This is a genomic window from Nocardia brasiliensis (assembly GCF_011801125.1).
GTDB classification, from domain to species: Bacteria; Actinomycetota; Actinomycetes; order Mycobacteriales; family Mycobacteriaceae; genus Nocardia; species Nocardia brasiliensis_C.
Map to the genome: position 1 here is coordinate 6,089,594 of NZ_CP046171.1, position 25,307 is coordinate 6,114,900.

Consider the following 25,307-nt stretch of genomic DNA (forward strand, 5'->3'; position numbering starts at 1 on the left):
GAAGAATCATGGAAGACCAGAACATGGTCGCGCTGGCGACCATGCACGCCCACGACGATCTGATCGACGACGCGCCGATCAGCGTGTTCTCCGTCGTCTACTGCGACGACGCGTATTTCGGGTGAAACGATGAGTACCTCGGCTACCGTGGTCTCGCCCGAGGCCGATCTGCGCCGGTACCGGGTCGCCCAGGCGGCCTCGACGTTCGGCAGCACCCTCACCGGCACCGCGGCCTCCGTGGTCGCGGTCCTCGGATTGGGTGCGGGGCCACAGGCGGTTTCGCTCATCGTGACCAGCGCGATGATCCCGCCGCTGGTGCTCGGCCCGGCGGCAGGGGTGCTCCTCGACCGGGTGCGCCGACCACGCCGCCTGCTCATCGCGGCCGACCTGGTCGCCGCCGCGGCGGTGCTGTGCTGCGCCGCCACGATGGGCGCGGGTGTGCTGACCGTGGCCGGGCTCGCCGCGCTGTCTTTTATGCTCGGTCTGTCCAGGGTGGTGCTCGAAGGCCTGTACTTCGTCCATCTGGGCACGCTCGGTGTCACCGATCTGGGCCGGGCACGCGCCGGATTGCAGTCCACCACGATGCTCAGCCGCTCGGTCGGCGCTTCGGTCGCCGGGCCGCTGGTCGCGACGGTCGGTGCGGCGACGATGTTCGCCTGCGACGCGATCACCTATCTGTTCAGCGCCTACTGCCTGACCAGACTCGGCGCACCGGATCGGCGCCGGACCGCGCCGCGGCGGGGCTTCGGCCGCGAATTCCTCGACGGCGTAAGGGCTTTGCGCGGCCACTCCCTGCTGGCAGCATTGGCGATGTACCTGCTTGTGGGTGGGGCCGCCTCGGGTGGCACGACGGCACTGCGGGCGGTGTTCCTGCTCGACGAGGTCGCGCTACCCGTTGCGGTGTACGGCATTCCGGCCGTGGTGGCGACGCTGTTCGCCGCGGCGGGCGCGCTGCTGGCCCCGCGACTGCACGCCGCGGCCGTGCCCGCTCGGCGCGTGCTCGCGGTCACCGTGCTCGGTGGCGCGCTCGGCACAACCGTGCTGCCGCTGGCCACCGGGCCGACGGCGGTGCTGCTGCTCGCCGCCTGCCTCGGTGCGGCGGTGCCGATGTTCTTCGGCGCGATACTCAACATCGCGCTGGTGACGGTGCTGGGCGAGGGCGTCGGCGACGGGTACTTCGCCCGCATCGGCGCGCTGCTTGCCACCGGAACCACGGCGGCGAATCTGCTCGGCGCGCTGCTGGGCGGCGCGCTCGGCGAGCGGTTCGGCGCCCGCGGCGGGATCTGGGCGTTCGTCGCCGCCGATCTCGTGGCGTCCCTGGTGTTCCTGCTGTGCGTCGGCCGCGCGCCCGCCGGCCGCGACAGCGGTGTCGATTCGATGGCGAGCGTGGCGTGATGACAACCGAATACCCCTACATCGGCCCGTCCGATACGTGGGACATACTGCACGGCAACCGGATTCCCGATCCGTTCCGCCGGCTGGAGGACCCCGCCGACCCAGACAATCGCGCCTGGGTGCGCTCTCAGCGCCAATTGGCCGAGAGCTATCTCGACGCGCTGCCCGGCCAGGACCGATTGCGGGAAGTGTTGCGCGGCATCATCGTCGCGGGCCCGACCGCGTCGCCGGTGAAATCCGGTGGCTCGCGCCGCTTCCGGGTGGGCCGCGAGCACGCCGCGGGACCGTGGCGGCTGGAGGTCGCCGACGGCCCTCGGGCCCAATGGCGGACGCTGCTCGACGCGGCGACGCTCGGGGACGGGGCGATCCTGCGGCGCTGGACGCCCGCGCCCGACGGTCGATTCGTCGCCGTGCAGGCCAGCGTCGGCGGTTGCGAGGACAGCACGCCGCTGGTGCTGCTCGACGCCGCCACCGGCACGGTGCTGCACACCTGCGGGCTGACCCGGTACGCACCGGTGGAGTGGCTGGCCGACGGTAGCGCCTACTTCTACGTCCGCCGCCACGAGAACGGTTGCGGCAGTGGGGTGTACCGGCATCGGGTCGGCACCGAGATCGCCGACGACGAGCTCCTCGTCGGCGACGACAATCCCGTCGGCCGCTATCACCTAGCCTTCTGGCACGACCGCTGGCTCATCGTCACCGGGCGCGCAGGCACCAGCCGCAGCACCCGTGTCTCGATCGCCGATCTGCGCGAAGGCACCGCGTTGCGCCCGCTCGAACTCGGCGGGCTCTCCTCGGCCGGGGTCGTGCTCGACCGCGCAGGCCGCATCCTGGCGATCTCCACCGCCACCAGCGAATTCGGCCAGTTGCTGGTCGCCGAACCGCTGCCGTCGGGCGGCTGGGGGCCGTGGCGGGTACTGGTCAGCGCCGAGGCGCCCGCGGTGCTCGCCGCGTTCGCGCTGGCCCCGGCCGACGGCACGGACCGGCTCCTGGTCCTGCGCACCAGAGACGGCTACGCCGAACTGTCGGTGCACGACGCGGTGCACGGTGACTGGCTGCTCGATGCCGAATTGCCCGGTGCCGGAACGGTGGCCGGCATCAGATCCACCGACGAACCCGGCGTCCTGGTCTTGAGCTATACCGACTGGATCCGTCCGCTCGGCGCCTGGCGGCTCGACCTGCGGACCGGTCGGGTGCACCCGACCGAGTCCGCGGCCCGCGAGCTGCCCGGCATCACCGTCACCCGCACGACCTACCGCTCCGCCGACGACACCGAGGTGCCCGTGACCGTGCTCGCCCCGAGCGGGCCGCCGATGCCGCGACCCACGATCCTCAGTTGCTACGGCGGCTTCGGCATCACCTTCCGGCCCGGCTATCAACCGGACGGACTGACCTGGGTGCTGGCCGGTGGCGTGATGGCCATCGCCGGGGTGCGCGGCGGCGGCGAGCGCGGGCGACGCTGGCACCGCGACGGTGCGGGCGCGCGCAAGCTCAACGCGTTCGCCGACCTGCACGCGGCGGGCGACTGGCTGGTCGAGACCGGCTGGACCCGGCGGGGTTCGCTCGCCCTGCTCGGCGGCAGCAACGGCGGGCTGATGGCGGTCGGCGCCATGGTGCAGCGGCCCGCGGACTACGCCGCGGTCGTCAGCGCTGGCGCGCCACTGGACATGGTGCGCTACGAACGCTGGGGACTCGGCCCCGCGTGGCGCGAGGAGTATGGCTCGGCCGCGGACCCGGCAGCGCTTCCGGTGCTGCTGCGCTACTCCCCGTATTACAACGTCACCGCGCACCGCGACGAGGCACCGCGCCGCTGGCCGCCCGCCCTGTTCACCACCGGTGACAGTGACACCCGCGTGCCGCCGGTGCACTCGTGCAAGATGGTCGCCGCGCTACAGCGCGACACCGGTGGGCCGGTCCTGCTCGACGTGATCGTCGGCAAGGGCCATGCGGGCGGCGGACCGTCGTCCGACCGCGCCCTCATCTGCCTGCTCGCCTTCCTCGCCCGGCACACCGGATTGCCGCTCGAGGCATGAACGGCACGGCGGCCGTCGTCACGATCCCGACGACGGCCGCCCCGGCGCGGGGTCGAGCAGGATGGCGCAGGCGCGGGCCAACACCTCGTCCCGGGTGCGGCCGTTGTGGTCGGCGGCGAGGAACTGGTTGCCGATGGCCGCGCAGAAGGCGAGCAGACTGCGCGCCTCGATCTCGTCCGGGTCGGTGCAGAACAGCCCGATCGTGCTGCGCAACAACTCCATTCGCCGGTTGTCCACCCGCCGCAGGCGCTCGGCCACCGCGTCGTCGCGGCGCGCCCAGGCACGGATCGCCAGGTCGATGGCCAGCAGCCGTTCCCTGGAGAGGGTCAACTGCCCGGCCAGCACGATCCGCACGCGCGGGTCGTCCTCGCTCTCGACCCGGTCGAGCACGTCATCGATGCTTTCCCGCTCCCAGGTGTCGAGCATCTCCGTCAGCAGCGCGTCGCGGTCGGCGAAGTAGCCGTAGAAGCCGCCCTTGGTCACACCGAGCGCCTTGGCGAGCGCCTCGATGCGCACCGCGTCCACGCCGCTCGCGCCGAGCGTGCGCAACCCTTGCTCGATCCACGCCTGACGCGGCGTGCGGGCCAGCGCCACTTCGCATCTCCTCACTCCGCCCTCAGCTGTATACGTGACCGTATATCAACGCCGGACTGTGGCAGGGTTGGCGGCATGACGAATCGCTGGGTCGGTGTGACCATCGATTGCCTCGACGTGGAGAAGGTGGCGGAGTTCTGGAGCGCGCTGCTCGATCGCCCGCGCGGGCCCTCGCGTCCGGGGTGGGTGTATCTCGGCGAGCGCGACGACGCACTGCCCCGCCTCGTCTTCCAACCGGTACGCGCGCCGAAGCGGGAGAAGGTGCGGCTGCACCTCGACATCGCGGTCGAGGAGATCGAGCAGGGCATCGCCCAGGTCGTCGCGCTCGGCGGCCGCGCGACCGGGGAACGACACGAGTACGACCAGGGCGTGGTCGTCGTGCTCGCCGATCCGGAGGACCACGAATTCTGTCTGGTCCAGTACTACTGAAACGCCGGTCGGTCACCGGTCATCCACCGATCACCGCAGGTTCAGCAGGTGGCCGGAACCCGCTGTTACCGTCGGACATGACCTCCGAAGTGATCGCCAAGGCGAATTACCCCGGCGGAGCCGCGGTGGCCCGGCGCTCGATCGCGGACCGCGTGCGCGGTGGGACCGAACTGCTGCTGGCCGCGATGCCGTCCGCCGCGGTGTTGACCGTCTTGCTCTACGGCCTCGGACGGGCCGCCGGGGTCGGCGTGCCCGGCGCGCTCGCCGCCGCATGGTTCATGGTGTGCGCCGCGTGCGCCGCGGCGCGGTTGCTGATCCCCGACCAGCGCTGGCTGCTGCGGATTTTCGGGCTGCGGCCGCCCACCGACGAGGAGCGAGTCCGGCTGGCCCCGGCTTGGGAGCACGCCGCGCACAAGGTCGGCGTGCCCGCGGCCGACTACACGGTGTGGGTCCAGGAGGTGGACCGGCAGTTCGTGGTGTCCGACCGGATGATCACCGTGGCGCCCGAAGCACTGGAGCGGTTGCGCCGCGCGGAACTCGAGGCGGTGCTCATCCATCAGCTCGCGCAGCGCGTGCAGGGACGAATGACCTTCTGGCAGCTGATCTTGCGGCACTACAATCTGCCCATCGTCTGGATCGAACGGGCGCTGACCTCCGGCGTCGGGTTGCGCACCCTCGGCGAGGCGATCACCGAGGCACTGCCCGCGCGCGGGGCCCGCGTCTTCTCGATCGGCTGGACGGTGTTCAGCAGGACGCTCGTCGCCTGCCCCGCCGTCGCGGCGGCCACGGTGATCATCGGTCTGGCACCGGCGCTGCTGCTGCGACTGCTGCCCGAGGTCGCGGTGTTCGCGCTGCGGCCGATCGCCGACCGCGTCGAATATCGCACCGACCAGATCACCGTGGATCTGGGCTACGGTCCAGAGCTCGGCGGCATCCTGCAGTACCGGCACGTGCCCGAACCCGCCCACACGCTGCCCGATCTGCTGTCGGTTTCCCAGTTCTCCGTGCGCACGCCGCCCGGCAAACGAATCGGGCGCATCCGCGACCGCCTCGATGAACTGGCCAGGCGCTGGCATCCCGGCAGCACGAGCCACCCACCGGCGTGAGCCGGGCGTAACCGTTGCGCGCCAGGCGGTTACGGAACCAGCAGATACCACTCGACGAACGTGCCCTGGATCGGCCAGGAGGCCGCCATCACCTTGGCAGGCCCCATCCCGACCCACAGGTCGGCAGTGACCGTGTCACCCGGCTCCGCGTCGCTGCCGACATACACGTCCTGGGTCCGCGCACCCGCCGAACCCACCCAGCCCAGCTTCACCCGGTTACCGCAGGGACCGAGTAGATAGCCGCGCGGCGTCACGTGCGCCAGCACATGTCCGGGCCTGCGCGGTGCCGCCTCGAGCGCGATATCGATCGCCCCCGCACAGAAATTCGCGTCACCGAACGTGTACAGCGTGGTGCCGATCGTCGTCACCTGCGGCAACGGATCCGCCTGCGCGGGCGCGGCCACCCCGATCCCCAACCCGGCCACCGCCGCCAGCAAACCCATCAGCATCCGCCACACCCGCATCCTTCGACTTCCCTTTCACACACGAAACTTCTACGGCCACACCAGACCCCGGCAACCCCCACGACGACGCGTCATCGCGCTGCTCCCCCGTCCGGAGTCAGCGTAGCCACCCGGCTCCCGCCACGCCGCCTGCTTAAGCCGCACCTAATCGCCGTGAAGCTTTCTTGCCCAAGGCAATTCGCGCATAGAGCAGCGGAACGACGCCGGGCGGCTACCGCTGCTCCGGTGCGACGCCACCCGGGCCGATCGCCGCGGTCAGCGCGTCGTCCACCCAGCCGAGTGCGCGGCCGACGGTGATCCTCGCGCCGAGCAACTGCGCGGTCAGCGCCCAGTAGTGGCGAATCCGACGATCACTGTCGGTCGCGCCGGCCAGCAGCCGCGTACGGAAGTCCCACGAGTCGCGCCGGCCGCGCGCACCGGCGTGGGCGGCGACGAACCGATCGAGTTCGCTGCCGCCGCGCGGTCGCGCCCCCTCCGCGACCCTGGCCACGACATCCACCATCACGTCCTCGACCGCGGCATACAACCCACGATGGTCCCGAATCAGATCCGCCTGCCCACGCCAGAGATGCTGTCGCACAACACTCTTCATTTCCGGATCGGCGGTCAGCGCGGCGAGCCCCGCATAGGCGACCACCTCGTCAGCCGACGGGACCACCGACGGCTCCGGAATGTTCCACCCGACGTAGATGTCGAAATCGGCACCGGAGATCGGGGCGAGCACACGCCGCCAGAACCGCACGAGATGCTCGTGCGCCGCACCGCCGTCCGCCGCGGCGGCCAGCAGCGCGAGCCGCTGCCCGCGCCGCGCGGGACCTGCCGTCTCGACCGCCCGCAACGCCGCCCGCCGCCACGCCAGCGACCGGAACTCGCGATCCAGGCGCGCGCCTTCGGTGGCGACGACCTCCGCGATCGACCGCTGCTCCCGCAACACCTCGACGATCGAACCGAGTCCGAGGCCGAGCGCACGCAAGCGCCGGATCAGCAGCAGTCGTTCGATCGCGCTGTCGGCCTCGAACATTCGATGCCCGCCCGCGCTGCGCCGCGATTCCAGGATGCCCTCGTCGCAGTAGAACCGGATGGTCCGCACGGCGAGACCGGTGCTGCGCGCCAACTCGCCGATGCTCACCAGCGCTGTCGCGCGTATGTCGTCCGTCACAAGGTCTTGAACCTCCACCCCGGTGGAGCTTTTAGCGTACTGGCACTGCTGCTCGACCATCCACGCCCGACCGGCGCGGGCGAGCAGCGCGGATCATATCGAGGAGAGGACATTTGGTGGCGACCACACAAGCCGAAATCGTCGCGGGCATCGCGGAGATCATCGAAGAGGTGACCGGTATCGACGCCGCGGAGGTGACGATCGAGAAGTCCTTCGTCGAGGATCTGGAGATCGACTCGCTGTCCCTGGTGGAGATCGCCGTGCAGCTCGAGGACCGCTACGAGGTGAAGGTGCCCGACGAAGACCTGGCGAGCCTGCGATCGGTCGGCGACGCGGTAGCGTATGTGCGGAGGATGGCACAGGCCGAACCAGGGTTGGCCGCCGAGATGGCGGCGAAACACGCTGCCGCCGAGCAGGACTGATACCGGCTGGCCGCGCAGCGTCACCCGGGCGAGACCACCGGCCTCAAGGCTTGTCGTCCTGGTCGATCCTGCGCGGTTTGGCCACCCGCCGGATACCACCGGCCGGCGCATCGGCGGCCCGCTTGCGGCGCAGGGCGGCGAGATCGACAACGCTCGCGTCCTGAACTCCATCACCCGAACCGTCCGCGTCGTGCCGCACCGGATGGGCGTCGATGGGCCATTCGCCGGTCTCGCGCTGCAATTCCGAGCGCATCACCGGCCTGGTCGGCGCCGGGTCGAAGGCCGAGCCCTCCGTTTGCCACGGTTTGCGGGAAGGTCCCCCCGCACCCTTTTTCATGCGTCGCGGGCGGTGCGGTAGCCGGATGAGCTTCGGGTCACCGTCGCCCGGATCAGGCCGATCCGGCTCGGCCGCCCGCAGATCTTCCAACTTCTTGCGTACCCGTTCCACCGCATCGAACCTGTTTTCGCCGGGTTCCGGCGGGGATCCCCGGTCCGGCACGTCCCGGTCCGACATCGTCCTAGCAGCCCAAGGCCGCGGCGGCACCCGTCGACACCACTGCTCGAGCTCTGAAATTATCGCTGATCACGTCACTCACGCTCACATTCTCTCTCAGGACGGCCGGGCGTGTCGCTCACCCTCGCGTTCAGGGTTGGCCGGGCCGGCGCCGGCCGAAGCACACTCCCCGCCGCACATCGCGGCGCAGCTCCCGTATGACCGAGACCGCGGCGATGGTTGCGCCGCATTTGCTAACGCCGGGCCCCAACCGCCGCGAACGCCTCGCCCGGCATCGGTACCGGCCGAGCCCGCCCGAGCCCCGCCTGCTCGGCAACCCGAGCCGCGCCAGGCCCGCCCTCTCGAGCAGGTCAGGCGGCGGGGAGGGTATCCAGTTCGTCCAGGAAGCGGTTGGTGCCTGTGGATTTGGCTTCGGGGGTGGCCAGGTGGATGCGGACGTGGTGTTCGGTGCGGTCGAGGACCGCGGCGTGCAGGGTGGTGCGGAGTTCGCGGGCGAGGTCGGTGCGGAGGCGGGCCAGACGTTCGCGGCCTTGGTGGTGTTGCCGCGCCGCCTCCGCCTCGGCGGCCGCTCGCGCCTGCTCGAGGATGTGTTCGGCGTCGGCATCGGCGTCTTGGGCGAGATACCGTGCGGCGGTGGCTATTTGCGCCACCGCCGCCTCTTCCGCCTCGGCCGCCGCGACGAGCCGGTTCGCCGCCCGCTCGCTGTTCAACAGTTGCACTCGAACGGTGTCGCGCGCCTTCGCCATCGCCGTGGACAACGGCGGCACAACCCATTTGACGAGCACCGACACGATAACGCCGAAGCCGAACAGCTGACTCAGGAAAACCGGCCAGTCCCAGACGATCTCATGCAATTGCGCTACCCCTCCCGACCTGAGCAGGGTCCGCGATCACGCGATCGGCGAGCGTTCGGGCGAGCGGTTCGACGCCCTCACGCAGGCGTGCGCCGACCCGGTCCGCCTCGACACGCAGCTCGACGGCCGCCGCCGCCACCAGCGCATCGGCCGCCTCTCGCGCTTCGTCCCTGCGCTGCTTGATGAGCGAATAGCCTTGCGCCCGAGCCTGTTTCCGGATCTCGGCGGCCGCGACGCGCGCCTCGGCCAGCCCCGCCTGGTAGCGCAGTTCGACCTCGGCGCGCAACGCCGCGGCCGCCCGTTCGTCCGCTTCGGTCTTGGCCACCCGCGCTTCGCGCTCCTCCAGCGCGCGATTGATCGGCGGTACCACGAAGCGCCAGATGACGCCGAGCACGGTCACGAAGATGAGCAACTCGGCGAAGAAGGTGCCGTTGGGAAGCAGAAAGTTCTCTCCGGCAGTATTTTTCGTCGACATGGCGCCTACTTGCCCGGTGTCGCGAAGACGAGCAGTGCCATGAAGGTGAGATTGATGAAGTACACGGCGTCGGTCAGGCTGACCGCCATGAGGTAGTTGCCGCGCAACCGCCCTTCGGCCTCCGGCTGCCGGGCGACGCCGCCGATCAGCGATGACCCCAGCATGCCATTGCCGACTCCGGCGCCGACGGCACCGCCGAGCAGGATCAGACCGCCGCCGATGAGCGCCGCGGACTGGATGATCGCCGCGTTGGTGATGTCTGCCATTTTCTTGTTCCCTTCTTCGTTGTCAGTGGTTTTCGTGCTCGCGCGACATCGACTCCGCGAAGTAGAGGACGGTCAGCAGCGAGAAGATGAAGGCTTGGATGAGCCCGACGAACAGGTCGAACAGTTTCCAGGCCGCGTTCGGGGCCCAGCTGATCCAGGCGGGCAGCAGGGTGATGACCGAGAGCATCACGCCGCCGGCGAAGATGTTGCCGAACAGTCGCAGCGACAGCGACAGCGGTTTGGCGACCTCCTCGATGATGTTGATGAGGGCCATGCCCCAGCCCACGTGCCCTTTGAGCGTTTGCTTCAGGTGCCCGAGCGGGCCGCGCCGCGCGATGCCCGCGGCGTGATAACCGAAGACTACGAAGATCGCCAGCGCGTAGACGAAGTTGACATCCGCCGCGGGTGGACGGATCAGCTCCCCGGACCCGTACCGCACCGGCAGCACCGCCAGCCAGTTCGATAGCAGGATGAAGACGAACAGGGTCACGGTGAGCGGCAGCACGAACGGCGCGACCCGCATCCCGATCGTGCTCTCCACTTGATTGCGCAGTTGGACGGTCACGGTTTCGAAGAACAGCTGCACCCCGTTGGGCACGCCGGAGGTCACCGTGGCGCGCAAGTAGAACGCGAGCCCAAGCACCACGGCGGCGGCGACGCCGGTCGACAAAATGGTGTCGACGTTGAACTCCAGCCCGAGCAACCGCACCGTCTGGTGCTCGCCGACCTCGATCGTCGTCATGTCTGCCCCTGCGGCACCGGTCGCGCGACCCGGAACAATCGCGCGGCGTGGAATACCGCGAGCCCGAAGCAGACGCCGACACCGGGAGCTCCGGCCAGGAAGACGAACGCGATCGAAACCACGGTCAGCACAAGCAATCTCGTCATCGACAGCAAGACCAGGCGGCCGCGGCTCAGGTCGTCGTCCACGATGCGGGTGATCGCCCGCCTGGTCCACAGGGCATTTCCCCAACCGAGCGCGAGTCCCGCGCAGAAGTACATCGCCATTGGCAGCATCACCGGCGCCTCCCCTTCGAGGTCGTTCTACTACGTAGCATAGTTGCTACATTTCGTCATGACAACGCTATTGACACGGGGTAGCGCGCCGCGATGAGATAGAGGGATGCGCACTCTGTAGCCCGCGTCATGCGGCCGGAGGCTGTCGCGACTACCGCATCTGCAGTACGGTCTCACCGACGAACCGGTCACCAGGCGGTTGCGGTCAGTGATGCACTAGATACGGTGATGTCCGATCAGTATTCGCGCGATGAGGGAAGATCACATGGTGTCGGTGGATCCCAATGCGGCTGTTCCCGTTCACGTTCCAGAACCTGGCTGGAAGGTGTTGTGGAAGACGCTGTTCGGGATGGTCTTGACGTTCGCGTTCGCGCTACCTGTGTTGATGGTGGCGGTGCGGTTGATCGACGGCGGTGGCCCGTGGTGGCTGACCGGCCATCACCTCGACACGGCGCAGTGGTACGAGGCGATCCGCGACACCGTCGCGATCGTGGCGCTCACCGCGGCGGGCGGTGCCGCGTATCTGACCTATCGCAGGCAGCGCACCGCGGACCTGACGCAGTACACCGCGGCCCAAGCCGTGGCGCTCACCGCGGAAGCGAACAAACTCGCCGCCACCGCGCACGAGATCGCGGCGCAGGCGCAGCACACCTCGGCCGAGGCGCTGGTCGTCAGCAACAAGCAATACGAGTTGGCGGCCGCGCAGCACGACGCGGCGGCCATCCGCGACCTGCGGGCCAGGTTCACCACCACCTCGGGCCAGCTCGCCCACGCCTCGCCCGCCGTACGGATGGCCGGCGTGTACGCGATGGCCGCGCTCGCCGACGACTGGCACGCCCGCGGCAACCATGCCGAAGTGCAGGTCTGCGTCGACGTGCTCTGCGGTTACCTGCGCCTGCCCTACAAGCCCGACCCCGACTGCGAACGCAGCCAGAACGGGCTGGAGGTGCGCAAGACGATCGTCCGGGTGATCGCCGCGCACCTGGTACCCGCCGCCGAGCACTCGTGGTCGGATCGCGACTTCGATCTGACCGGCGCGTACCTGGCCGACGCCGACTTCAGTTCGTCGCAGTTCCGCGGCCGAAACACCTTCAACGACATGGTGTTCGCCGGCAAGTACGCCTCGTTCAACGGCGCCCGGTTCTACGACAAGACCTGGTTCGAAGGGGTGACCTTCGGCGCGCCCGCCGACTTCGGCGGCGCCCGATTCGACGAAGAGGTCTCCTATCGCAACGCCACCTTCGCCGGGCTGACCCGCTTCTCCGAAACCGAGTTCGCCGGCTCGAACACCTGGTTCGACGGCGCGACCCTGGATGGCGCGACGAGTTTCGCCGACGCGACCTTCGGCGGTGAGGGAGTCTCGTTCCACAAGACCAAATTCCTGAAGCACACCTCGTTCATCGGCGCCGCGTTCACCGGCTGGCACACCAGCTTCGACGCCGCCGTCTTCACCGGTCCCACCATCTCGTTCGAGCGCCCCACCGCATGGCGCATGCTCACCTTCGACTGGGACCACACGCCTGCCGCCCAGCCCCCCAACGTGCTCCCGAGCAAGTGGCCCCCGGTCGTGCAACCGACCGCGTAACGAACGAGCCGAGTGCCCGTGGATGGTGGCGAGGCCGCACCACCGAGGGTGGCGAACGTCCACACCTGCGGGGCAATCGATCACTCCTGGGGTGCATGGCCCGGGGTCTGTCCGGTGCGTTGAATTGCGCCAAGAGGCAAACCCCCAGCCACCGTAGGAGCACCGTTGTCCGCATTCACCGTCAAGAAGTCCGTCGCGACAGTCCTGCTCGCGACCGGATGCACAGCGGCGTTCGCCATCACCACACCCGCCGCGCACGCGTCCAACGGGGTCGAGGGCAGCATCAGCAGTCCTGCCCCGGGCACGGTGACGCTCGGCTGGCGGGTCTACCTCCCCGCGGGCAGCACGGCCGCCTGCGACATGGTCGTCGAGAACAGCGTGAATACCACCGGGACCTACCGAGAATTCGACTACACCGCCATCGGCGGCTCGGCCAATCACCAGGGACGCTGGGTCAGTGGCTCGTTGCAGGCCGCGGCACCCCCTGGCAGCACCGCCTACGGCGACGTCTACTGCACGATCCTGAATTCCAGCGGTCAGGCAGGCACCGGCGGCTGGCAGGGCAGCACCGCGGTCAAGATCCTGACCCGAGGTGACACGCCGACCATCCCGCCCGTCGGCGGTGTGGGCTGACCGATAGAAGGCGTTGAAATCAGCCGAATTTCCGGTCCAGGGGACGGATTTCGAGGACAGCAACGCACGACATGGCTACTCTCCGAAGAAATTACGAGGGCCAGGGGTGACCCGGCCGCTCGAGGTCGGAGGGCATTGTGAAATCCAGCAGATGGGCAGCGTTGTTGGTGGCGGCCGTTGTGGCGATGGGCCTGACGGCCTGTACGTCCGACGGTGGCGATGCGGCGGAGGGCGTGGTCACCGCGAACGGCGGTGAGCCGCAACATCCGCTCGTACCGACGAACACCAACGAGAACCAGGGCGGGCGCGTGGTCGACCGCTTGTTCGCCGGACTGAAGTACTACGACGCCGACGGCAAAGCTCACAATGAGGTCGCCGAGACGATCGAGTCGACCGACCGGCAGCACTATCGGATCACCCTCGAACCGGACTGGAAGTTCACCGACGGCACCCCGGTAACGGCGAAGTCGTTCGTCGACGCGTGGAACTACGGCGCGCTGAGCAGCAACGCGCAACTGCAGAGCTGGATCTTCGCCGCCATCGTCGGCTACGACGAAGTCTCGGTGGATCCGCCCAAGGCACAGACAATGTCGGGGCTGAAGGTGGTCGACGATCGCACGTTCACCGTCGATCTCACTCGCCCGTCGATCGATTTCGAACTCTCCCTGGGCTTTACGCCGTTCTTCCCGCTGCCCGAGGCGGCCTACCGGGACATGAAGGCGTTCGGCGAGAACCCGATCGGCAACGGCCCGTACAAGTTCGCGCACGACAACGCCTGGCAGCACAACGTACAGATCGATCTCGTGCCCAACCCTGACTATCGCGGCAACCGCCCGGCCAAGAACAAGGGGCTGCGGTTCGTGATGTACGCGACCTATGAGACCGCCTACGCGGACCTGCTGGCAGGCAACCTCGACCTGCTCGACACCATCCCGGACAACGCGCTGACCAGCTTCGCCGCCGATCTCGGCGACCGCGCCATCAAGAAGGCGACCGCGCGCTACGAGCACATCGGATTCCAGCCCACCGTGCCGCATTTCGGCGGTGAGGAGGGCGTGCTGCGGCGCAAGGCGATCTCGCTTGCCATCAACCGCAAGCAGATCGCCGAGACCATCTGGCACGGAACCAAGGTTCCGGCAAGGGATTTCACCTCCGCCAGCCTGCCCGGCTATAAGGCCGATCTGCCCGGGGTCGACCTGCTGGCCTACAACCCGGACGAGGCAAAGCGGCTGTGGGAGCAGGCCAATGCCATCACGCCGTGGACCGGCCGCTTCGAGATCGCCTACAACGCCGACGGTGGCCATCAGGCCTGGATCGAGGCCGTGGCGAACAGCGTCAAGAACACCCTCGGCATCGATGCCCTCGGCGCGCCCTACCCCACCTTCAAGCCGCTGCGCGACGCGATCACCGGCAAATCCATCCGCACCGCCTTCCGCAACGCCTGGCAGGGCGACTACCCGACGATGCTGAACTTCCTTATGCCGCAGTATCTCTCCGATTCGGCGAGCAATGACATCGGCTACGTCAATCCGGAGTTCGACAAGATCATCGCGACCGCGTTGGCCGCACCGACCCCGGAGGAGTCCTACGCGCACATCGCGCGGGCTCAAGCGATCCTGTTCCAGGACATGCCCGATATCCCGGTGTTCGACGACAACAACAACGCGGGCCATTCGGACCGGGTGCGCCAGGCGAAGCTGACCTGGAACGGTCTGTTCGCCTACGAGGGCGTCGAGAAGTAGCAGGCGACGGCCGGTCGGTGCCATCGACACCGACCGGCCTGATCCGACTCGATATCAGAAAGTGCAGTCCGTGGCGCGACCCGCCCAGCCGCCCTTCAGGAATCGGATCACGGCGCAGAAGATGTCCGCCGACGAGGAACCCTGCACGTCCGTCGCGGTCGCGGCGGTAGCGGTAGGCGCGGCAACCGGTTCCGCGGCGGCCAGGCCGGCCGGCGCGAGCAGACCCGCCGTCAGCGCGGCGACAACGATGAGCTTCTTCACAAGCATGTCCTCTTCTTCAAGTGACTGAACGTGTTCCATCATCGCGAGTGCCCGCGCAATGGTCTTCATCCGGGGCATCCGAACGTTCCTCGCGACTCGGGAGTTCGGGAAGGTAGCGCTCGTCGGCGCTGCGCGCGTACGCCCCTGGTGTGGTGCCCAGAATGCGCTTGAAATGGCGGATCAGGTGCGGCTGATCGTGAAACCCGGTGGTGGCCGCCACGTCTCGGGCGGGCATGCCGCCGAGCAGCAGTGGACGGGCCAGGTCGACCCGGCGCGAGATCAGATACTGGTGTGGCGGCATCCCGAACTCGCGACTGAACGCGCGAATGAGATGGGTGGCGTCGGCATGCAACACCGCGGCCGCCTCGGTGAGCGAAACCCCCTCGGTGGTACGGGAATCGAGCAGCTCGCGCAGCCGGTGCGCCAGCCCGGGGTCGGCGCGGCGCGGCGGCGGGTCGGTGCCACGCAGCAGGTCACGCAAACGGTCGTGGATGAGCGCGAGGCGACTTGCCGCCTCGAATTCCGCGTCGACATGCGTGAGGGCGGTGTGCAATTGGTGAATGCGGCGATGCAGTAGCGGGTCGGCGAAGGTGGGAGTATCGACGGCCCGACCGATCATCGCCTCGGTCAGATGCTCGTCGTCGAGGTAAAGCACCCGCTTGCGGAACCCCCGGGCGGTCGCCGCCTGACCGTTGTGCGGAACATGCGGCGGCAAAAGCGAAACCACCGAACCCAGGGCACCGTGCTCGTGCCGGTCCAGGTCGTAGCGCACCGCCCCGTAGTCGACGATCAACAGCGTCCAGGAATCGTGAGCGTGCATCGGGTAGACGTGCTCGACGAACCGCGCATGAAAGACCTCGACGATCCCCGGTACCCGCGGCTGCCAGGCGCTGACCCGCTCCACCACACCACCGGCAACCATGCCAGGATCGTACAAGCCTTTCCCGGCAGGTCAGCGGGAGAGTGAACGCCATGGAGAACGTACGTTTCGATACCAAGATCGCGGTACTGCTGCGGGAAGACCTGCAGACTTGGCAACGGCTGAACGTGACAGCCTTTCTGGTGAGCGGTCTCGGCACGGCAGAATCCGAGGTGATCGGCGAGCCCTACGAAGACGCGGACGCGACCGTCTACCTGCCGATGTTCCGGCAGCCGGTGCTCGTCTTCGAAGGCAGTAAAGAGGTGCTGCGCACCGCGCACGGCAAGGCGCTGGCGCGGGAATTGCACACGTCGATATTCACTTCCGACCTGTTCACCACCGGGAACGACCGGGACAACCGGGCGGCCGTGCGCACGGTCAGCACCGCGAACCTCGACCTCGTCGGCATCGCCGTCTACGGACCGCGCAATGTGGTGGACAAGGTGCTCAAGGGTGCTCGGATGCATCCATGAGCCAGAATGGCTGCGCCGCTGGCGGTTTCAATTCCGCAGCATCCGGTTCAGCCAGCCGGTCAGGTAATCGAGCACGGCCGGGTCGATAGTTGTCGCTATTCTCGCGTATTCGTCCGGCATGCCGGTCTCCGCGGCTTGCATGAGGTGGTTGGCGCCCTCGAAGGTATGCACCGTCGACTTCGGATCGGCCGCCAGGAATTCGCGCATCAGCGGTTCGTTGATCGCGGCCTCGACCTGCACGTCCTTGGTGCCGAAGAGCGCCAGCACCGGGATGCGGAGTGCCCGCAACGCAGGTTCCGGGTCGTGCGTCGCTTGGGCCGCGTACTCCCGGTTGATCGCCCGGTCGATGTCCTCATCAGAAGCCTGCTCGGCTTCCGGCAGCCGCTGGTTCGCCGCGCGCGCATTCTTGCGTGCTTGGTCGAAATTGCCGACCCGGAGCAGATCGCACTCGGTTTGCACGGCAGCGTCGCTGGCGGCCAACCGATCGGCCGCGCTCGTTCCGGTCGCCTGGAGTTGCACCCGCATCTGATGCTTCAGCACCTCGCATCCCGTCTGCGCCGGCCCCGCCATGAGCACGGCGAATGCCACCTTGTCGGGCGCTTTCTCGGCTACCAGCGGCGCCAAGGATCCACCCTGACTGTGTCCGAGAACGCCGATGCGCGCGCGGTCGATATCAGCCCGGTCGCCCAGGTAGGAGATCTGCGCGAGAACATCCGACACCAAGTCCGCATAGGAGGCCTCACTCTTGTCCCCGGTCGTCGCGCCGACCCCTCGATCATCGGCGCGCAGGACCGCATATCCCGCCTTGGTCAAAGCGTCGGCGAGCACCAGGAACGGCTTGTGCTCGGCAAAAGACTCGTCCCGATTCTGTTTTCCTCCGCCGGGCACCAAAACCACCGCGGGGAAAGGGCCATCCCGGTTCGGGGTGGTCAGCGTGCCGCCGATGGTGATATCACCATTGCTTATGCGCACTTCCGTCGACCGATAAGGCTCGTCGGAGCCGTTCCGCGTCGGCCCACATCCCGCCACCACGACCGACAACAGCAATACCGCGAGGGCGAACCCACCACGCTCAGCGATGAAACCCACGTCTACCTGCCGTCCATTCTCGTTGGGAGACAGCCCTTGCCAGGGACTGTATGCGTGAGAATGCGACCGCACATCGGGGAACACCCGGAGATTTCCCCGGGACACCGGGGCATCAACGCACTTGGCGCGATCAACCCAAATCCGAACCGCCCCAAGGGATCACGCCTGCGCCGCCCCACTGCAGGCGTTCAAAACCCCCGAGGCTTCACCGCGGATAGGCGCCGATCAGGCGATGGTGACAGGGACGGGGTCGCCGTCGATCCTCTCGTCGGGCGGGATCGGCCGCACGCCGTAGTCCTTGCCCGTCCGATGCGCCTCGCATGGTCAACACCAGTACCGCGCCGTCACTCGAGGGAATCGACATGTTGGCGCTGGTGTGGCCCGTGGTGGGCATTTCGACCGATCGCCACATCCCTTACCGGCGTGCACTATTCGGACGACCCCGCGATGAGTTCGGCAAGCACCGCCGCTTCGCTGATGTCGGCATTCTTGGTGCCGGTGAGCAGCGTCAGATCGTTCCGTTCAGCCAGTTCTCGTAGATGAGCGAGTGCTTCGGCACGTTCGGGCTCGGTCAGTTCGGCGTGGTAGCGGCGGGTGAATTCGTCGAAGAGTTCCGGGTCGTGGTGGTACCACTGGCGGAGCTCGGTCGATGGGGCGATGTGTTTGCACCACTCGTCGAGGTGGGCGCGGGCCTTGCTGACCCCACGGGGCCAGAGCCGGTCCACCAGGACACGGGTGCCATCGCGCGGAGTCGGGTCGTCGTAGATCCTGCGAACCCGCACAGTGTGCCGTGCCATCTGGACCTCCCTGTTCGCTCCTCCTCGACGCTAACCCGCTCGGTCAGGATTTGACGCCGGCGAGCGCGAAGAATTCTTGACAAGAACGCGGACCCTGGCGCAGGGCGCCCAGCAACGCGGAGGTGACCGTGGCCGATTCGGTCGATCGCACGCCCCGCAGGGTCATGCATCTGTGTTCGGCCTCGATGACCACGCCGACACCACCCGGCCGCAGATGTTCGGCGAGCCAGTCCGCGATCTGCTTGGTAAGCCGTTCTTGCGGCTGTGGCCGGTCGGCGAATGCTCGGCCACCCAGGCAGTTTGGCCAGCCCGATGATGCGTTCACCGGGCAGATAGCCGATGTGCGCGGTACCGACGAACGGCAGCAGGTGATGCTCGCACCCCGAGCGCAGCGGCACAATTGCGCACCAGGATCAATTCGTCGTCGATCCCCAGAGCCTCGAGAAACGCGGCCGCCGCACTTTCGGCGGCCGTCATATCCCGGCCCGACGCTTGCGACAGAACCCGCAACGAACCCATGTGATGTTCTTCCGGAGAACAGTGCCGCACTCCACCCGGCGAAGCCAGGGCCTGGCCGGGTGGAGTGAACGAACTCGCGCGACTCGCTAAGCGGCGCTGAGGTTGCGAGCGGCGACGGTGTGGCGATGCCACGCCGGGTCATAGGCGAGGGCCAACCGCCCCAAGGTGAGCGCGGCGAGCATGAGCCCGAAGTCACGCAGCGCCACATCGTAGAAGCCCGGGTAGCTCAGCAAATTGATCACGATTCCGGCCAACCACGCGGCGACCACGAAGGCCGCGTAGCGCGGCTTGACCGCGACGGCCAGGCCCGCGACGATCTCGATCACCCCGACCACCCACATCGTCTGATGCGCACTGAAGGGCGACAGGTCCGCGATCCACGGCGCCAGATAGTTCTCCCAGGTCGTGAGCACATTGGTGAACTTGTCGAGACCGAAGGCGATCGGCAGCACGGTAAAACCGATGCGCAACAGCAGAAATGCCCCGTATCCGGGGTCGCTGCGCGCGCGTTGCACAGCCTCGCCGAAGGTGCGAGGAGCAGGAGCCAGGGGGTGCGAGGTCGAAGCGTTCATCTGGAAACCCTTCTGTAAGACTAATGAATTCTATTTTTAGAATCCCCTCCGGCTACCTATTTGTCAATACCGTTTGGTGTTAGAGTCGGGGACATGCCCACTCCCCGTTCCACCACCCCGGCGGTACTGGCAGCGCTGAGCAACCTGGACGACCCGTTGCGGCGCAAGCTCTACGAGTACGTGACCGAGAGCGACACCCCGGTCTCGCGGGAGCAGGGCGCGGCCGCCGCCGGCATCAGCCGCACCCTCGCCGCCTACCACCTCGACAAACTGGCCGAAGCCGACCTGGTGACCGTCAGCTACCAACGCCCACCCGGCCGCGGCGGCCCCGGCGCCGGCCGCCCGGCGAAGTTCTACGCCCGCGCCACCAAGGAAATGGCGGTCAGCGTCCCGCCGCGCGACTACGAACTCCTCGCCCGCCTGCTCGTCTCCTCGGTCGAACGCGACGACAGCGGAACGGTCCAAGCCGCAGTACACGAAGCCGCCCGCGAAGCCGGAAAACACGCGGCCACCAACGCAAATGGCGACCTACTCACAGCACTGCGCAGCTGCGGCTACCTCCCCCATGTAGCGGACGGCTGTATCCGCCTCCGCAACTGCCCTTTTCACCTAGTCGCCCAAAACCACCGCGACCTGGTCTGCGGCCTCAACCTACGACTCGTCGAAGGCGCGATCACCGCAAGCACCCACCCCGAAGCACGAGCCGAACTATCCCCACAACCAGACCAATGCTGTGTTGTGGTGCACCACAGTGAGTTTGCGCCGCGGGCGCAGGAGTAGCCGCTGAACCCGTAGCGCGGGGCTTCCATTCGCCGAACGCTCGACGTCCAGTAAATACTCAGTCGGTGAGATCCCGATTATGGTGACGGGCCGGATGGTTCGCCTCGCCAGGTGATTCCACGCGGATCGAGGACAACGAGTCCAGGTAGGACCCCAACGCGGGTTGACGATAAAGAAGATCAACACCATGAACGGCAGGGCGAGCCTGGTCAAGCTCAGCCATCCCGACCAAGCGATGAATCCGGCGTAAAGATAGATCGGGACACCGGCAGCGAATGCCGCGCTCCAAAACGCCCGCGGCCGTGTGTACCGGAATGACGTCACACCCCACCAGGCGTACGCGAACACCAGCGCGAAAACCGCATAGTTGCCGATGACCGGCAATAATCCCGCCGATCGCAGGTTCTCGGAGAGCCAAGCGACGGGCGGCGCCAGCGACAGCACGATCCACACGACAAGAAAGCCCAGGTTGAACGCCTTTTCTTTACGATTGAGCATTGCAACAGCACCCCACGATGTCGTGTTCCCGGTCAGCGCGATCACCTATAACCAGCCGAACACTACCCGTGTGCCGAGCGGCCGCCGCACCGACAACCATGCGGCAGTCGGAATACAGCGAAAGACATTGCAACTACGCATGTTCGGGCAGTAGCGTCCCTGCCGACAACGGCGACTGCGCCGAACACGGCCGACGGACGGGGGACGCACTGATGACCAACACACCGGACAACAACTTTATCGAGGGCTTGACCTGGGACCGGCAGGCAAACGCCGCCTATCTCACCATCCGGTCCGACTGAGGTTCCCCCGCTAATCCGGAGAGCGGATTATCTGATTCCGGCCGGAACCTGTTGATGGTAACTGGATTCGAACTCATCCGGTGATCGCCAACCCAGCTTCTTCTGGATCCGCTGGGAGTTGTACCAACCATCGATGTAGGCGAACAACGCGTTCTCGGCCTCGTCACGGGTCCGCCAAGACCTCCGGTAAACCAACTCGGTCTTCAGGGTGGAGAAGAAGTTCTCCATCAACGCGTTGTCGTAGGAATCGCCAACCGACCCCATCGACTGCGCAATCCCGTTGTCGGCCAACCGATTCACGAACCGGATAGCCGTGTAGGTCGAGCCTCTGCCGGAATGGTGAATCAGCTCACCATCGCGAACATCGCGGGACCAGACGCCGTATTCCAGAGCGCCGAGGACGAGGTCGGTGTCGCAGCGGTCAGAGGTCTTCCAGCCCACGATCCGGTTGGAGAAGGCATCGCGGACCGCGGCCAGCCAGAACACACCTTCCCCGACCGGGATTCGGGTCGCGTCGGCGACCCACAGCTTGTTCGGGGCGTCGGCGGTGAAGTTCCGCTCGACCAGATCCGGTGCCGGTCTGGCCCGCGGATCTTGTCTGGTGGAACCGATCCGCCACTTGCGGCGCAGGTACGCACCCTGCAATCCCGCCTGACCCATCAGCCGCTCCACCCGTTTGAGGCCGACCCCGATCCCTCTCCGCTCCAGCATCGCGTGCACACGCGCAGAGCCGTAGGTGCCGCCGGAACTGGCATGGATATCGACGATCTCGGCCAGCAACCGCCCCTCGGCGAGATGGCGTGCCGAGGGTTCGACCGCCCGTTTCTTCCACTCGTAGAACGTCGATGACGCGATCTCGAGCACCCGTAATACGAGCTCGACCGGGTACTGCGGATGGTCTTTGACGAACCGCACGATCACCTCCGGGTCTGGTCGGGCTCCGAGGCGAAATACGCACTCGCAGAGCGCAACACCGCATTCACTCGCTCCAGTTCGGCGACCTTCTTCTTCAACGCCCGGTTCTCCGCGGCCACGTCGGTGGTCGGTCAGTCAGCCCGTTCGCCGGCATCGGCCTCGGCTTGACGGATCCAGTTCCGCAACGCTTCGTGATGCACGCGCAGTTGCGCGGCGAGCTTGCGGACCGTCGGCTTGGGATCGGACTCGCGATACAGCCGGACCGCTCGCGCCTTCAACTCGTCGGGGTACTTCGTCGGTGCTGCCACAAGGGACTCCTTCCAGGCCCTATCGGACCATGCTCAGAGCCCTCCGAGAAAGCAGGGGAACCTCAACCCGAACCGCGGCCCCGATTCTGTTCGTTGCCGCCATGGTATGCACCGGCTTCAAGCTCCTGCGCGTGGTTGTGCCATGGGTTTCGATCGATATCCAGGTCGAAAAGTGGTTCCGGCTCGGCATCGGTGCACCGCACCTGCCAGCCCCCGAGGCCGATGAACAACGGCGAGAGGGTGATGACGATGGTGGCGACCGGCCGCCGCGTGATCGGCAGATCCGGGGTGTGTAGACGCAGTGCGGATCCGAATGGCTCGGGACACCGACTGCACCCGTTGGCCGACCCGTCGGCGGTCAGGGTTCGAGCACTGCCCGCGTACCGTTGCTCCAGCTCTGGGATGTGTTTGTGGAGCGTCGAGCGCGAGACGCCGAGCAAGGGGTTGAGGAGCATCCGGGAGGAAAGTCACGCTAAGCCGACAAGGTGAATCCTGGTGTTGTGCTGGTGATTTCATGTCGGCGTGACTGATGAGGGCGTGCCCCCGAGCCTTTTCGACTCCGGTGTAGGGAACAACCAGGAGAAAGTCTCTGTAGCGAGATGCGACCCATATCGGTTCCTACGGACGGCGGGCGCAGACCCGCACCGGGTATCTTCCGTCGCTGTCCGAGCGGAGTCCCCTGGCGCGCCTTTTGGAGCCAGGTTTATGGCTTCTGCGAAAGGTTGATGCCATTCCAGCCGTTGTGGCACTCGCTGCTGTCATATCTTCCGTCGCGCATCCGGGGCAGCTCGCTGTCGTGGAACTGCTCCGGCGCCTTGGCTGTGATCCGCACCTTGTAATCGGGGGTAAAGCAGGCTCCTACGATCCGCCAGCTCTCGGTGCTGGCAGTGTCAGGAGCAGGCTGACCGGGGCTGGTGCTGACATATGTGCCTTCCAGGATCTCCGGCTTCCACGACCCTGACGACAGCAACTCGCGGGCACCGGCAACGGTGTTCCCGATCAGCTGGTCGCGGGTGACGACGACATCGCCCGGACTCGACGGTGTGTTGCGATAGACCGGTGGTGACCAGGCCACTGTGGTTTGCACTGTCGGCGTGGTCGGTGCCGCGCTGGCTGGCGAGGGCTGCTCTGTCGAACTGCACGCGGCAACAATCAGCACAGTCGTCGCCCCAGCGACACCGGCGACCATTCGCGTGGCGTTCACGCTGAATGCCTTCGTGCACAAGCGATTGCGGTGTCCGATCATCGACATTCCGTTCACCTACCTGGAGGAGTGCAGTTAGCGGGGGCTTCGAACGCACCATAGCTGTCGGGTTCGGCGATATAGGTGTGCCCGTCTGTCACCTTCTGATGGGAGTACTTGCGGACGATCTCCCACGAAACATCGGTGTACTGGGTGTATACGGTCAGCTCTTTACCCGGGGCGGTGGTGAACTCCTTGGAGCTCGAGTCGGTCAGGGTCTGCTGCTGGGTGTTCGTGTCGATCCAGGTGGTGTCGGTCTTCTGCTGGTTTTGGTAGTTCCCCTCGACTGTCGCCTTGATAGTGCCGACGAGTGGCACACCGCCTTCACCTTCGACCTTCACACTGCCGCCGACTGTGTTCTGGGTAGATTCCATCTGGCTGTTGGTATTGGTGATCGTCGTGGAACTGGTCCATGTTTCGTTCTTGGTCCACTTCGCCGGGCTCGAGGTGCAGTTCTTCTGCCGAGTCTTGGGCTGTGAGCCTTCGGGCACCACGCCGGGTGTGATGCTGCGGACCCCGAAGCAGAGGTTTCCCTGGATGCTGTATCCAGGTGGGCATTCCTGAATGTTCGCACACGGTGGCCCATTCCAGCCGTTGCCGCACGATCCCTCATCCGACACATCGTCAGCCTGTTTGCGCACCGGTTGAGTGGTCACCGGCGGTGAGGGACGCGCTGCGGGCTGCGTTAGAGGCGGTGGCGTAGGCCCGGGAACGATGTCGGTGCCGTTGCCTTCGGGTAGTCGTCCGGGGGCGTTGCCAGCTCGGCCTTGGACGCCCGCGCCGGGTGTTTGAGTCGGCGCCAGCCCGGGTGCGGGCGGTGGTGGCGGTGCCGTGGTAGTGGCCGGCGGGGTGCCGGGGTCGACGCACACGTAAGGCACTGGCGGTGGTGGCGGTGGGCCGGGGTTGCCGGGATTGGCTGTCCGCCAAGAGGATTCCCACGCACTGTTGTAGGCGGCGGTCTCGCGGGCGCAGCGTTGCTCGGGGGTTTCCTGCCCGGCCGCGGTACCGGCGTTCATCGCGATGAACGTCGCTGTCGCGGCCAGCAGCATGGCGACCGCGGCGAACGATGTCCTGCCGCGCTTTCGTGGCCTCGGTCGAAGTTCTGGACGCACGTCGTTGTTCCCCCGCATCAGATGGTGGTCGGGTCGGAGTAGACGGTCACCGTGGTGTCGGAGACGTGGCTCGATATCGAGAGCTGGGTGTAGACGCGCACCGAGACCGGACCCAGGCAGTTGTCGACGTGGACCTGGATACCGGTCAGATCCGAGGCCCCGAGCGCGCCTTCCAGGATCCGTTCACCGAGCGGGATCACCGTGATCGCACCGGGTTTGATGGTGGTCTGAATCTGGGGCGACACCGTCGCACTCCCACCGAGACTGGCCGAGGGCAATTGCGAGATCGACACCGACGCGTTCGGCCCGACACTTGCCGAGGACCCGGCCTGCAAACCCGAGGACACATCGGTGTTGCACCCCAACTGCAACCCCGAACGCAACACACCGGACTTGATCCCGGTGGAACCTTGACCGGTGACCTGTCCGAGCGCGGTGGCATCGATGAACGCTTCCCGCGACCAGGGAGACTGGGCCAGGTTCGGCACCGTGTTCACCACGACGTTGACCAGCGAGGCCTGAGCGACCCATCCGTCGACCGTGGGCTTGGTAACCACGTGATCAGGACTTCGCACCAACTCCGCCGAAGCACCCCCCGCGCCAGCGCAGGCAATAGTCAGCAAACCGCTGCAGATAGCAAGAAATCTCAACTTCAACGTGAACCCACCCCAATGAACAGCGATCGAATCGACCTTCCGACCCCCTCACCACAACAAAACCTTCGCGTAATCGCAATCTTTCAGCTACCTATGTGGCGAGGGTCACTGCTCGGGTGGTGGAGGTTCTGTACCTCGGGCCTGGAACTGTCTACCCCCGGGTGCCTCGGGCTGC

31 protein-coding genes and 1 pseudogene are annotated in these 25,307 nt (G+C 66.9%); 10 read left to right on the forward strand and 22 right to left on the reverse strand.

Annotated elements, in window-relative coordinates; genetic code table 11:
* Nucleotides 1-129: 129 nt before the first annotated feature.
* Together F5X71_RS27540 and F5X71_RS27545 are read left to right on the forward strand one after the other, a co-directional pair.
* Nucleotides 130-1,395, forward strand: coding sequence for an MFS transporter (locus F5X71_RS27540; protein WP_167464624.1), 1,266 nt, complete (start codon nucleotides 130-132; stop codon nucleotides 1,393-1,395).
* The gene (locus F5X71_RS27545) at nucleotides 1,395-3,428 is read left to right on the forward strand and encodes a prolyl oligopeptidase family serine peptidase (protein WP_167464625.1); all 2,034 of its coding nucleotides are present in this window, start codon (nucleotides 1,395-1,397) and stop codon (nucleotides 3,426-3,428) included. Before F5X71_RS27540 ends, F5X71_RS27545 begins: the two co-directional genes overlap by 1 nt.
* Nucleotides 3,429-3,446: 18 nt before the next feature.
* Here F5X71_RS27545 and F5X71_RS27550 read toward each other — a convergent pair whose 3' ends face one another.
* Nucleotides 3,447-4,022 (reverse strand): TetR/AcrR family transcriptional regulator, encoded by a 576-nt coding sequence (locus F5X71_RS27550; protein WP_167464626.1) that lies wholly within the window; start codon nucleotides 4,020-4,022, stop codon nucleotides 3,447-3,449.
* Between the two features lie 75 nt (nucleotides 4,023-4,097).
* Here F5X71_RS27550 and F5X71_RS27555 point away from each other — a divergent pair, with 75 nt between their 5' ends.
* Both F5X71_RS27555 and F5X71_RS27560 read left to right on the forward strand, forming a co-directional pair.
* On the forward strand, nucleotides 4,098-4,451 hold the full coding sequence (locus F5X71_RS27555) for a VOC family protein (protein ID WP_167464627.1): 354 nt from the start codon (nucleotides 4,098-4,100) through the stop codon (nucleotides 4,449-4,451).
* A gap of 77 nt (nucleotides 4,452-4,528) precedes the next feature.
* Nucleotides 4,529-5,557: a hypothetical protein gene (locus F5X71_RS27560; protein ID WP_167464628.1), complete on the forward strand. Its 1,029-nt coding sequence runs from the start codon at nucleotides 4,529-4,531 to the stop codon at nucleotides 5,555-5,557.
* Nucleotides 5,558-5,586: 29 nt separating this feature from the next.
* On the opposite strand, the gene F5X71_RS27565 is transcribed toward F5X71_RS27560, so the two are convergent.
* Complete coding sequence (locus F5X71_RS27565) at nucleotides 5,587-6,021, reverse strand: hypothetical protein (RefSeq protein ID WP_167464629.1); 435 nt, start codon at nucleotides 6,019-6,021, stop codon at nucleotides 5,587-5,589.
* 211 nt (nucleotides 6,022-6,232) lie between these two features.
* A complete protein-coding gene (locus F5X71_RS27570; RefSeq protein WP_203218223.1) occupies nucleotides 6,233-7,180 on the reverse strand; it encodes a MerR family transcriptional regulator in 948 nt (315 codons plus the stop codon).
* 116 nt (nucleotides 7,181-7,296) lie between these two features.
* Between F5X71_RS27570 and acpM the strand changes: the two genes are divergently transcribed.
* Entirely contained in the window at nucleotides 7,297-7,602 is a 306-nt protein-coding gene (acpM, locus tag F5X71_RS27575; RefSeq protein WP_167464630.1) for a meromycolate extension acyl carrier protein AcpM, read from the forward strand.
* 43 nt (nucleotides 7,603-7,645) lie between these two features.
* Here the strand turns inward: acpM and F5X71_RS27580 are convergent, their stop codons facing one another.
* The 6 genes from F5X71_RS27580 to F5X71_RS27605 form a co-directional block, all read right to left on the reverse strand.
* Nucleotides 7,646-8,050, reverse strand: coding sequence for a hypothetical protein (locus F5X71_RS27580; RefSeq protein WP_167464631.1), 405 nt, complete (start codon nucleotides 8,048-8,050; stop codon nucleotides 7,646-7,648).
* A 416-nt stretch (nucleotides 8,051-8,466) separates the two neighbouring features.
* On the reverse strand, nucleotides 8,467-8,970 hold the full coding sequence (locus tag F5X71_RS27585) for a hypothetical protein (protein WP_167464632.1): 504 nt from the start codon (nucleotides 8,968-8,970) through the stop codon (nucleotides 8,467-8,469).
* Nucleotides 8,963-9,445, reverse strand: coding sequence for a F0F1 ATP synthase subunit B (locus F5X71_RS27590; RefSeq protein WP_167464633.1), 483 nt, complete (start codon nucleotides 9,443-9,445; stop codon nucleotides 8,963-8,965). The genes F5X71_RS27585 and F5X71_RS27590 overlap by 8 nt, the downstream gene beginning before the upstream one ends.
* Nucleotides 9,446-9,450: 5 nt before the next feature.
* Entirely contained in the window at nucleotides 9,451-9,711 is a 261-nt protein-coding gene (gene atpE / locus F5X71_RS27595; protein WP_167464634.1) for an ATP synthase F0 subunit C, read from the reverse strand.
* A 22-nt stretch (nucleotides 9,712-9,733) separates the two neighbouring features.
* Nucleotides 9,734-10,453 carry a F0F1 ATP synthase subunit A gene (gene atpB, locus F5X71_RS27600; RefSeq protein ID WP_167464635.1) on the reverse strand — a complete coding sequence of 240 codons (720 nt, stop codon included), beginning with the start codon at nucleotides 10,451-10,453 and terminating at the stop codon, nucleotides 9,734-9,736.
* Nucleotides 10,450-10,731, reverse strand: a complete 282-nt coding sequence (locus tag F5X71_RS27605; RefSeq protein ID WP_167464636.1) for a hypothetical protein — start codon at nucleotides 10,729-10,731, stop codon at nucleotides 10,450-10,452. The genes atpB and F5X71_RS27605 overlap by 4 nt, the downstream gene beginning before the upstream one ends.
* A gap of 346 nt (nucleotides 10,732-11,077) precedes the next feature.
* Here F5X71_RS27605 and F5X71_RS27610 point away from each other — a divergent pair, with 346 nt between their 5' ends.
* The 3 genes from F5X71_RS27610 (at nucleotide 11,078) to F5X71_RS27620 (ending at nucleotide 14,688) form a co-directional block, all read left to right on the forward strand.
* Nucleotides 11,078-12,313 (forward strand): pentapeptide repeat-containing protein, encoded by a 1,236-nt coding sequence (locus F5X71_RS27610; RefSeq protein WP_167464637.1) that lies wholly within the window; start codon nucleotides 11,078-11,080, stop codon nucleotides 12,311-12,313.
* A 165-nt stretch (nucleotides 12,314-12,478) separates the two neighbouring features.
* Nucleotides 12,479-12,946 (forward strand): hypothetical protein, encoded by a 468-nt coding sequence (locus F5X71_RS27615; RefSeq protein WP_167464638.1) that lies wholly within the window; start codon nucleotides 12,479-12,481, stop codon nucleotides 12,944-12,946.
* 185 nt (nucleotides 12,947-13,131) lie between these two features.
* On the forward strand, nucleotides 13,132-14,688 hold the full coding sequence (locus F5X71_RS27620; RefSeq protein ID WP_167466790.1) for a peptide ABC transporter substrate-binding protein: 1,557 nt from the start codon (nucleotides 13,132-13,134) through the stop codon (nucleotides 14,686-14,688).
* A 54-nt stretch (nucleotides 14,689-14,742) separates the two neighbouring features.
* Here the strand turns inward: F5X71_RS27620 and F5X71_RS27625 are convergent, their stop codons facing one another.
* A complete protein-coding gene (locus tag F5X71_RS27625) occupies nucleotides 14,743-14,955 on the reverse strand; it encodes a hypothetical protein (protein ID WP_167464639.1) in 213 nt (70 codons plus the stop codon).
* Nucleotides 14,956-14,965: 10 nt separating this feature from the next.
* The gene (locus F5X71_RS27630) at nucleotides 14,966-15,871 is read right to left on the reverse strand and encodes an AraC family transcriptional regulator (RefSeq protein WP_167464640.1); all 906 of its coding nucleotides are present in this window, start codon (nucleotides 15,869-15,871) and stop codon (nucleotides 14,966-14,968) included.
* A 50-nt stretch (nucleotides 15,872-15,921) separates the two neighbouring features.
* Here F5X71_RS27630 and F5X71_RS27635 point away from each other — a divergent pair, with 50 nt between their 5' ends.
* Entirely contained in the window at nucleotides 15,922-16,341 is a 420-nt protein-coding gene (locus F5X71_RS27635; RefSeq protein WP_167464641.1) for a DUF2000 domain-containing protein, read from the forward strand.
* Between the two features lie 27 nt (nucleotides 16,342-16,368).
* Here F5X71_RS27635 and F5X71_RS27640 read toward each other — a convergent pair whose 3' ends face one another.
* The 4 genes and pseudogenes from F5X71_RS27640 to F5X71_RS27655 form a co-directional block, all read right to left on the reverse strand.
* Nucleotides 16,369-17,430, reverse strand: coding sequence for an alpha/beta hydrolase family protein (locus tag F5X71_RS27640; protein ID WP_167464642.1), 1,062 nt, complete (start codon nucleotides 17,428-17,430; stop codon nucleotides 16,369-16,371).
* A 428-nt stretch (nucleotides 17,431-17,858) separates the two neighbouring features.
* Complete coding sequence (locus tag F5X71_RS27645; protein ID WP_167464643.1) at nucleotides 17,859-18,227, reverse strand: DUF488 domain-containing protein; 369 nt, start codon at nucleotides 18,225-18,227, stop codon at nucleotides 17,859-17,861.
* 43 nt (nucleotides 18,228-18,270) lie between these two features.
* Nucleotides 18,271-18,746: pseudogene (gene folE / locus F5X71_RS27650) on the reverse strand (GTP cyclohydrolase I).
* A gap of 86 nt (nucleotides 18,747-18,832) precedes the next feature.
* On the reverse strand, nucleotides 18,833-19,318 hold the full coding sequence (locus tag F5X71_RS27655; RefSeq protein WP_167464644.1) for a DoxX family protein: 486 nt from the start codon (nucleotides 19,316-19,318) through the stop codon (nucleotides 18,833-18,835).
* A 93-nt stretch (nucleotides 19,319-19,411) separates the two neighbouring features.
* Between F5X71_RS27655 and F5X71_RS27660 the strand changes: the two genes are divergently transcribed.
* Entirely contained in the window at nucleotides 19,412-20,098 is a 687-nt protein-coding gene (locus tag F5X71_RS27660) for a helix-turn-helix domain-containing protein (protein ID WP_167464645.1), read from the forward strand.
* Here F5X71_RS27660 and F5X71_RS27665 read toward each other — a convergent pair.
* From F5X71_RS27665 to F5X71_RS27695, 7 genes are all read right to left on the reverse strand, one after another.
* Nucleotides 20,027-20,641 (reverse strand): hypothetical protein, encoded by a 615-nt coding sequence (locus F5X71_RS27665; protein ID WP_167464646.1) that lies wholly within the window; start codon nucleotides 20,639-20,641, stop codon nucleotides 20,027-20,029. The two genes, F5X71_RS27660 and F5X71_RS27665, sit on opposite strands and share 72 nt — an antisense overlap.
* A 284-nt stretch (nucleotides 20,642-20,925) precedes the next feature.
* On the reverse strand, nucleotides 20,926-21,819 hold the full coding sequence (locus F5X71_RS27670; RefSeq protein WP_342803742.1) for an IS3 family transposase: 894 nt from the start codon (nucleotides 21,817-21,819) through the stop codon (nucleotides 20,926-20,928).
* A gap of 125 nt (nucleotides 21,820-21,944) precedes the next feature.
* On the reverse strand, nucleotides 21,945-22,121 hold the full coding sequence (locus F5X71_RS27675) for a transposase (RefSeq protein ID WP_167464648.1): 177 nt from the start codon (nucleotides 22,119-22,121) through the stop codon (nucleotides 21,945-21,947).
* 62 nt (nucleotides 22,122-22,183) lie between these two features.
* Nucleotides 22,184-22,561 (reverse strand): hypothetical protein, encoded by a 378-nt coding sequence (locus F5X71_RS27680; RefSeq protein ID WP_167464649.1) that lies wholly within the window; start codon nucleotides 22,559-22,561, stop codon nucleotides 22,184-22,186.
* 263 nt (nucleotides 22,562-22,824) lie between these two features.
* On the reverse strand, nucleotides 22,825-23,373 hold the full coding sequence (locus tag F5X71_RS27685; protein ID WP_167464650.1) for a hypothetical protein: 549 nt from the start codon (nucleotides 23,371-23,373) through the stop codon (nucleotides 22,825-22,827).
* Nucleotides 23,374-23,378: 5 nt separating this feature from the next.
* Entirely contained in the window at nucleotides 23,379-24,413 is a 1,035-nt protein-coding gene (locus F5X71_RS27690) for a hypothetical protein (RefSeq protein ID WP_167464651.1), read from the reverse strand.
* 80 nt (nucleotides 24,414-24,493) lie between these two features.
* A complete protein-coding gene (locus tag F5X71_RS27695; protein ID WP_167464652.1) occupies nucleotides 24,494-25,033 on the reverse strand; it encodes an MspA family porin in 540 nt (179 codons plus the stop codon).
* Nucleotides 25,034-25,307 lie beyond the last annotated feature (274 nt).

Excerpts from the sequence above, each read along its gene's own strand:
- F5X71_RS27540 (WP_167464624.1), top strand. The coding sequence starts at position 130 with ATGAGTACCTCGGCTACCGTGGTCTCGCCCGAGGCCGATCTGCGCCGG.
- F5X71_RS27545 (WP_167464625.1), top strand. The coding sequence starts at position 1,395 with ATGACAACCGAATACCCCTACATCGGCCCGTCCGATACGTGGGACATA.
- F5X71_RS27555 (WP_167464627.1), top strand. The coding sequence starts at position 4,098 with ATGACGAATCGCTGGGTCGGTGTGACCATCGATTGCCTCGACGTGGAG.
- F5X71_RS27560 (WP_167464628.1), top strand. The coding sequence starts at position 4,529 with ATGACCTCCGAAGTGATCGCCAAGGCGAATTACCCCGGCGGAGCCGCG.
- F5X71_RS27565 (WP_167464629.1), bottom strand. The coding sequence starts at position 6,021 with ATGCGGGTGTGGCGGATGCTGATGGGTTTGCTGGCGGCGGTGGCCGGG.
- F5X71_RS27590 (WP_167464633.1), bottom strand. The coding sequence starts at position 9,445 with ATGTCGACGAAAAATACTGCCGGAGAGAACTTTCTGCTTCCCAACGGC.
- atpE (WP_167464634.1), bottom strand. The coding sequence starts at position 9,711 with ATGGCAGACATCACCAACGCGGCGATCATCCAGTCCGCGGCGCTCATC.
- atpB (WP_167464635.1), bottom strand. The coding sequence starts at position 10,453 with ATGACGACGATCGAGGTCGGCGAGCACCAGACGGTGCGGTTGCTCGGG.
- F5X71_RS27610 (WP_167464637.1), top strand. The coding sequence starts at position 11,078 with ATGGTCTTGACGTTCGCGTTCGCGCTACCTGTGTTGATGGTGGCGGTG.
- F5X71_RS27620 (WP_167466790.1), top strand. The coding sequence starts at position 13,132 with ATGGGCCTGACGGCCTGTACGTCCGACGGTGGCGATGCGGCGGAGGGC.
- F5X71_RS27625 (WP_167464639.1), bottom strand. The coding sequence starts at position 14,955 with ATGCTTGTGAAGAAGCTCATCGTTGTCGCCGCGCTGACGGCGGGTCTG.
- F5X71_RS27630 (WP_167464640.1), bottom strand. The coding sequence starts at position 15,871 with ATGGTTGCCGGTGGTGTGGTGGAGCGGGTCAGCGCCTGGCAGCCGCGG.
- F5X71_RS27635 (WP_167464641.1), top strand. The coding sequence starts at position 15,922 with ATGGAGAACGTACGTTTCGATACCAAGATCGCGGTACTGCTGCGGGAA.
- F5X71_RS27645 (WP_167464643.1), bottom strand. The coding sequence starts at position 18,227 with ATGGCACGGCACACTGTGCGGGTTCGCAGGATCTACGACGACCCGACT.
- F5X71_RS27655 (WP_167464644.1), bottom strand. The coding sequence starts at position 19,318 with ATGAACGCTTCGACCTCGCACCCCCTGGCTCCTGCTCCTCGCACCTTC.
- F5X71_RS27660 (WP_167464645.1), top strand. The coding sequence starts at position 19,412 with ATGCCCACTCCCCGTTCCACCACCCCGGCGGTACTGGCAGCGCTGAGC.
- F5X71_RS27685 (WP_167464650.1), bottom strand. The coding sequence starts at position 23,373 with ATGTCGATGATCGGACACCGCAATCGCTTGTGCACGAAGGCATTCAGC.
- F5X71_RS27690 (WP_167464651.1), bottom strand. The coding sequence starts at position 24,413 with ATGCTGCTGGCCGCGACAGCGACGTTCATCGCGATGAACGCCGGTACC.